5 protein-coding genes are annotated in these 5,883 nt (G+C 56.8%); 4 read left to right on the top strand and 1 reads right to left on the bottom strand.

The features are described 5' to 3' along the window. Positions 1-264 precede the first annotated feature (264 nt). Positions 265-1,293, top strand: a complete 1,029-nt coding sequence (locus HQL65_20075; GenBank protein MBF0138534.1) for an NAD(P)-dependent glycerol-3-phosphate dehydrogenase — start codon at positions 265-267, stop codon at positions 1,291-1,293. 61 nt (positions 1,294-1,354) lie between these two features. On the opposite strand, the gene HQL65_20070 is transcribed toward HQL65_20075, so the two are convergent. Further along, positions 1,355-2,053, bottom strand: coding sequence for a hypothetical protein (locus HQL65_20070; protein ID MBF0138533.1), 699 nt, complete (start codon positions 2,051-2,053; stop codon positions 1,355-1,357). Positions 2,054-2,330: 277 nt separating this feature from the next. Here HQL65_20070 and HQL65_20065 point away from each other — a divergent pair, with 277 nt between their 5' ends. Genes HQL65_20065 through gatC form a run of 3 tightly spaced genes read left to right on the top strand, consistent with a single transcriptional unit; the run spans position 2,331 to position 5,739 of the window. Then, positions 2,331-3,062: a response regulator gene (locus HQL65_20065; protein MBF0138532.1), complete on the top strand. Its 732-nt coding sequence runs from the start codon at positions 2,331-2,333 to the stop codon at positions 3,060-3,062. After that, a complete protein-coding gene (locus HQL65_20060; GenBank protein MBF0138531.1) occupies positions 3,059-5,434 on the top strand; it encodes a HAMP domain-containing protein in 2,376 nt (791 codons plus the stop codon). The genes HQL65_20065 and HQL65_20060 overlap by 4 nt, the downstream gene beginning before the upstream one ends. A 14-nt stretch (positions 5,435-5,448) precedes the next feature. Continuing rightward, on the top strand, positions 5,449-5,739 hold the full coding sequence (gene gatC / locus HQL65_20055; GenBank protein ID MBF0138530.1) for an Asp-tRNA(Asn)/Glu-tRNA(Gln) amidotransferase subunit GatC: 291 nt from the start codon (positions 5,449-5,451) through the stop codon (positions 5,737-5,739). Positions 5,740-5,883 lie beyond the last annotated feature (144 nt).

Here is a 5,883-nt window from a genome sequence, read left to right as displayed (position 1 = left end):
GGCTCCCTGGCAGGTCCAGGACGGAGTCCTGGTGGGGTTCGGGGCGAAGCCCTGACAAAGGCTTTCATATTCAGGCTTTTCTTGAAAGAGTGCTGAATAGTTACGAAATTTCCACATCTTCCTTGCACTGCCCGAAATCATGAAAGATCATGCCAGACATCGGGTCATCTGGAGTTGATCCTGTCACACAGGACCTGAAAATTTTCTTCAATCATGACAGATCATGCTGAATATCTGGTTACCCGGGAGGCGATTCTGTCACACATGATCTTGAATTTCAAAGCGTCACTCCCTTCCGTGGCCGTGATCGGGGCCGGTTCGTGGGGCACGGCCCTGGCCACGCTTCTGGCGGGCAAGCTTGCCCAGGTCACCCTGTGGTGTCATGAAGCCGAGGTTGCCGCAGGCATTGCCCAACACCAACGTAACCCCCTGTTTCTCTCCGACCTGTCCCTGCCGGGCAACATTGCCGTTGCTACCGATCTGGCCGTGGTTGCTGCCCGGCATGAGGTCCTGGTCATGGTGGCTCCCACCCAGGTCACCCGGGGTCTTTTGGATCGTTTGCGGCCCCACCTGCGCCCGGATGTCATCCTGGTTTGTGCGAGCAAGGGCATTGAAGAGTCCCGTCTGGTGTTGATCTCGGAACTCTATGCAGAAATTCTGGGGGCATCCCTGGCCCAACGTGCCTGTTTTTTGTCGGGTCCCTCCTTTGCCCGGGAGGTGATGCTCGGTCATCCGGCTGCCGTGGTGATTGCCGGGAAAAATTCTGCCACGGTGACCACCATTCAGGAACTGTTTTCCACGCCCCGGTTTCGCACCTATTCCACGGACGATGTGATCGGTGTCGAACTGGGGGGAGCCTTGAAAAATGTCGTTGCCCTGGCCGCCGGCATCAGCGATGGCCTGGGTTTTGGCCACAGTGCCCGGGCAGCCATCATCACCCGGGGTTTGGCCGAAATCATCCGTCTGGGAGTTCGCATGGGGGGACGCCTGGAAACTTTCTCCGGACTCTCCGGTCTGGGAGATTTGCTCATGACGGCCACCTCGGAGCTTTCCCGCAACCGTACCGTGGGGTTTCGTCTGGGACAGGGTGAAATTCTCGCCGGAATCCAGGCCGGCATGCGCGAAGTGGCCGAGGGGGTTCGCACCACCCGGGCAGTCCACCAGTTGGCCGCCCATCACGGGATCGACATGCCGATCACCGCTGCTGTCCACGACATTTTGTACGGACAGAGATCGCCCCGTTCCGTGGTGGAAGACCTCATGAATCGGCAACTCAAACCGGAATCGGAATAGAGACGGATAAAAAAATCGGCCTTGATCGCCGCTTGGATCATGCCAAAAAATTGATTTCCGATCAGACTTTTTTTTCCAGTAAATAAAATAAATGGTATGGATAGAATTCATTGTGGAAACGCTTGACGGTTTTCAGGCCGCTCCTGTCCAACAAGGCATTCATATCACCAAGCGTGAAATTTTTATCGCCAACCTCCCACCAATGTGGGCCATATTTTTTTTCTGGCGGAAGTTTTTGGTATTTTTCAGTTGGGCGAACAATTTTGCGCAGACGATCCCATGTAAAACAGCGAATCAGCGAGAAAGATAATAAAGCTATATTGGTCTGAATGGAAAAAGAACCCGATCTTCCACTGAACGGAACGCTGATGAATACATATTTTTGACTCAGGTCCCTGAATTTTTCTAATATCCCGCCAATTTTTTCCAATGGATTGTGTTCCAGCATTTGAAATGCGCAAACCATGTCATAGGTTTCCGTGCTTGTGAATAATCCAAGGTCGCCATTGAAATCGGAAATAAAATTCGGGTTTTGATCGACACTGACATGCCTGATGCCAAAATGTTCAACAAGCGCTTTTGTCACGTTTCGTCCAGAGCCGAATTCCAGAACAGACTTGACCTCTGGGTTGGTAATGATTTCACCGGCCTGGTAGAAAATGGAGAAAAACTGTCTTTTTCTGTGTGATCTGAAATCGTTGGAATAATCCTTGAACCATTCAGAGTTTTTATCATCCAATCGATTGTCCACACTCGTCATCCTCTTTCCGGGTCACGTGCTTGGTTTACGAGACACACATGAGGTCGGAAGGATACAGAAAATTGAATTGTATTGTCAAACGGTAACCATTTATCAAGAGTTATTACCGGGATTTTGCCAGGGGAGGGGAGGGAATTGAGGGCAGATTTGCCTGGACGAAAAGATGGATTTACGGGAAAATGAACGAAGAGAATTCATGCGCAGTCCAGCGGATCGGCAATCCGGTGGGACTTCAGCCCGGAACCCCGGTTTTTCATTTGTTTTTCGAGGTGGCACCATGTCGGAGCGGGACCGGATTCTGGTGGTGGAAGATGACGAGGAGACCCGGGATCTGTTGCAGGGCTATCTGTTGAAAAACGGCTATGATTGCCGGACCCTGCCCGATGGTTCCCACCTGCGTGCGGAACTTACCCGGGAACAGGTGGATATGGTCATTCTGGACCTGATGCTGCCGGGGGAGGATGGTTTGACCTTGTGCCGCAATTTGCGGGCGGATCCGGCCACGGCCAATCTGCCGGTCATCATGCTCACCGCCCGGGTGGAAGAGACCGACCGCATCATCGGTCTGGAAATGGGTGCCGATGATTACCTGCCCAAACCGTTCAATCCACGCGAGTTGCTGGCCCGCATCAAAAGCGTGTTGCGGCGTGCCCGTGCCTTGCCGGTGGCCGGCAAGGAGGTCGTTGCCCGTCGGATCGGATTTGCCGGTTGGGTCCTGGATATACCGACCCGGCAACTCAAATCGCCCGATGGCGTGGTGGTTCCCTTGAGTCGCAAGGAATACAATCTGTTGCGCATATTCTTGAGTCATGCCGGCGAGGTGTTGGATCGGGATCGCATCATGGAGTTGTATGCAGGACGGGAGTCAAGTCCGTTCGAGCGGGGTATTGATGTCCAGATCGGACGCCTGCGCAAACGCCTGCGCGAAGAGAGCAAGGATCCGATCATCATTCGTACCGTGCGTGGCCATGGCTACATGATGGCCGCCAAGGTGGATATCCTCCCATGAACGGGTTGATCCGGTTTTTATGCCGGATATTGCCTGGCGGATTGTTTGGGCGGCTCATGCTTGTTTTGGCCGGTGGTATGACCCTGGCCCTGCTGGCGAGTGCCGCCATCCATTTCTATGATCGGGGACAGGCCCTCTATACCGCCGGCAGCCTCCAAACCGCACAGCGCATCGCCGATGTCATCCAGCTCCTGGATCCCATGTCCGACATGGAGCGGCGCCGGGTGGCCGCCGTCTTGAAAACCCCCTTGCAAACCATCCAGTTCAGCCAAAAAGAACCGGTCGATGCGGAATTGGAAGGCAACGACCAGCAATCGGCTTTTGTGCAGGCACTCCTGGAACGTTACCTGAATGGTCGCTGGTCGATCCGGGTGACCACCGTGGCTGTGGCAGCGGACCGGGAGCTGCCTGCATCTCTCACTCTCAAGGATGGCGAAAGCGGCTCAGCAACATATCCGGGAATATCCAGCTCCGGCCAACCGGGTGGAGGAACGCACGGGACGGTTGCCGGATCTGGTACTTCAGGAATGACGGGGACCTCTCTTCCCGGGTCACGGAGTGCCAATCCAGGTACCGGAAGTGGCGGAACCGGGACGGCTTCCGGTGGCAGTCTGCCCGGTGATGGAACCGGCGGTGGTCATGCCACGGGTACCCTCGGTTCCGGAATCTATTCTCCCGGTTTTTTGTTGCCCGGCAACCATCCACCCGGTGTTTCTGCCCCCGGAAGCCTTCCCGTGGCCATGGCAGGGATGGGGTTTGGTCCTGTTGGCTATCTGCCTGGCATGCCGGGAATGGGATCGGGGTTCGGCACCACGAACTATCCACCCGGTGGCCCGGTATTTGGCCTTGGACACGGAACCTATGTGCCTGCCATAACCGGAACAGGTGCCGGTTCCGGCAGCTATCCGACAGGCGGACAGGGTGCCGGAGTGGGGCAGGGTGCCGGAGTGGGACAGGGTGCCGGAGTGGGACAGGGTGCCGGAGTGGGGCAGGGTGCCGGGTTGGGACAGGGTGCCGGAGTGGGGCAGGGTGCCGGAGTGGGGCAGGGTGCATGGCAAGGGCAGGGGGTATGGCAGGGAGCCGGGCAGGGACAGGGGGTATGGCAGGGAGCCGGGCAGGGACAGGGACAGGGAGTATGGCAGGGGCCAGGGCAGGGACAGGGGGTATGGCAGGGGGCCGGGCAGGGGCAGGGACAGGGGGTATGGCAGGGGGCCGGGCAGGGACAAGGACAAGGACAGGGACAAGAGCAGGGGTTGGGACAGGGACCGGGGAAATCGGGATATCCATCTGTAGCCCAGGGCTACTGTCCGGAAACACCGGGCAGATACACCCCCCCGACAGGGGGGCATCCGATTCTGGCTCCGCTGGATGATAAAACCCAGTCCCTGCTGCCTCGGGGAACGTCGTTTCGCATCCGCGTGCGTTTTCAGGATGGAACCTGGGCCGTGTTTCACAACCGGTTGCCCGGGGAGATTTTCGACTGGCCCAAGCAGCTTCTGTTGCCGTTGTCGATTCTCCTGGCCGGTTTGATTTTCATCTCTTTGCTGGCTGTGCGGCTGGCCACCCGTCCCCTGACCCTGTTGGCCGAGGCCGCCGAAGCCCTGGGTCGGGATATTCGCAATCCACCTCTGGCCGAGGTAGGCTCCCGCGAATTGAAACAGGCTGCCCATGCCTTCAATACCATGCAGGGACGCCTGTTGCGCTATGTCCAGGAACGCACCCAACTGCTGGCCGCCCTCTCCCATGACCTCAAAACCCCCATTACCCGCATGCGGCTTCGTACCGAAATGATGGACGACGGCCAGATCAAGGATAAAACCTTGCGTGACCTGGAGGAGATGGAAGAGATGGCCGCCTCGGCACTCGCCTTCATTCGCGGCATGGAAGGGAGCGAAACGTCGGAAATGGTCGATGTCCTGGCCATGCTGGAGACCATCCAGATCGAACAGGAAGAGATGGGACGTGAAGTCACCGTCAGCAGTGAATCCCTGCCCCCCATGGTCGTCAAACCCAAAAGTTTGAAGCGTTGTCTGGACAATCTCGTGGTCAACGCCATTGTCTATGGGCAAAGGGCCTATCTGCGGGCGGCCATTACCGGCAATACCCTCTGCATCACCGTGGCCGATGACGGTCCGGGCATTCCCGAGGCCGACCTCAACCGGGTTTTCGAGCCTTTCGTGCGCCTGGAAGGGTCGCGCAATCGGCGCTCGGGAGGCACTGGACTCGGGCTTTCCATTGCCCGTAATATTGCCCAGGCCCATGGTGGCGAGTTGGTCCTGAAAAATGGTGATGAACGTGGCCTGATTGCCATCCTGACGTTGCCCATCCAGCCGGTGCGACCCCCGCCGGCATCCATGAACACCATTCCGTGAGGCATCGATACCCCATGACCATCACCCCGGAAACCGTGCGTCATGTCGCCACCCTGGCCCGCCTGAACATCACCGACCAGGAAGAGGCCATTTATGCAAAACAGCTTTCCAATATTTTGCAATTGATGCAACGTCTCGATCAGTTGGATACCGATGCCGTCGCTCCCATGTCCCATGCCGTGGCCATGAACCTCCCGGAGCGTGCCGACCAGGTGGTCAACAGCAATCAGCGCGAAGCCCTGCTGGCCTGTGCCCCGGATCCTGTTTCCGAAGGATTTTTCCGGGTTCCTAAAATTATTGAATGACAGGCATTTGCTGGTGAAGCTCGTTCAAGGAGTGATCGATCTTGAAAAGGATTGACTGAGAGGCTGTCTAATAACTTATTAATTTCAAAAAAAACGAATGAAAAACTGGGATGGAGGTCCAAGAGGAAGGGCTGTGCCCTTCCT

This window comes from Magnetococcales bacterium (assembly GCA_015228935.1).
In the GTDB taxonomy this organism is placed as follows: domain Bacteria; phylum Pseudomonadota; class Magnetococcia; order Magnetococcales; family DC0425bin3; genus HA3dbin3.
The sequence above is the reverse complement of the archived record's forward strand: the minus strand, read 5'-3'. Positions and strand labels throughout refer to the sequence as shown.

What these genes read in the sequence shown, in the direction of transcription:
- HQL65_20075 (MBF0138534.1), top strand. Translation starts at nt 265, where the DNA reads ATGATCTTGAATTTCAAAGCGTCACTCCCTTCCGTGGCCGTGATCGGG.
- HQL65_20070 (MBF0138533.1), bottom strand. Translation starts at nt 2,053, where the DNA reads ATGACGAGTGTGGACAATCGATTGGATGATAAAAACTCTGAATGGTTC.
- HQL65_20065 (MBF0138532.1), top strand. Translation starts at nt 2,331, where the DNA reads ATGTCGGAGCGGGACCGGATTCTGGTGGTGGAAGATGACGAGGAGACC.
- HQL65_20060 (MBF0138531.1), top strand. Translation starts at nt 3,059, where the DNA reads ATGAACGGGTTGATCCGGTTTTTATGCCGGATATTGCCTGGCGGATTG.
- gatC (MBF0138530.1), top strand. Translation starts at nt 5,449, where the DNA reads ATGACCATCACCCCGGAAACCGTGCGTCATGTCGCCACCCTGGCCCGC.